Raw genomic sequence first — 475 nt, forward strand, 5'->3', positions numbered from 1 at the left:
GGGTCCCAATGAGGCTGTGGGGATGGATCCGCAGCAGCGGTTGTTGTTGGAGACGGTGTGGGAGGCGTTGGAGCGGGCGGGGGTTGATGCGCTGGGGTTGCGGGGGAGTGCGACGGGTGTGTTCGTGGGCGGGATGTATCACGACTACGCGGGGCATGCGGCGGCGGGGTCGGTGTTGTCGGGCCGCGTCTCGTATGTGCTGGGGCTTGAGGGTCCGTCGGTGACGGTGGACACGGCGTGTTCGTCGTCGTTGGTGTCGATGCATCTGGGTGGTCAGGCGCTGCGGTCGGGTGAGTGCGATCTGGTGCTGGCGGGTGGTGTGACGGTGATGGCCACACCGGAGAGCTTCGTGGAGTTCTCGCGGCAGGGTGCGTTGTCCTCCGACGGACGGTGCCGGTCGTTCTCGGCGTCGGCGGATGGGACGGGCTGGGCCGAGGGTGTGGGTGTGGTGGTGCTGGAGCGCTTGTCGGATGCG

1 protein-coding gene is annotated in these 475 nt (G+C 68.0%); it reads left to right on the top strand.

Annotation, left to right across the window (positions count from 1 at the left end; translation table 11 throughout):
* The coding region (locus tag K7854_RS37330; RefSeq protein WP_226030988.1) for a polyketide synthase at positions 1-475 on the top strand (475 nt) is incomplete at both ends.

It is taken from the genome of Streptomyces hyderabadensis, from assembly GCF_020404845.1.
GTDB lineage: Bacteria > Actinomycetota > Actinomycetes > Streptomycetales > Streptomycetaceae > Streptomyces > Streptomyces hyderabadensis.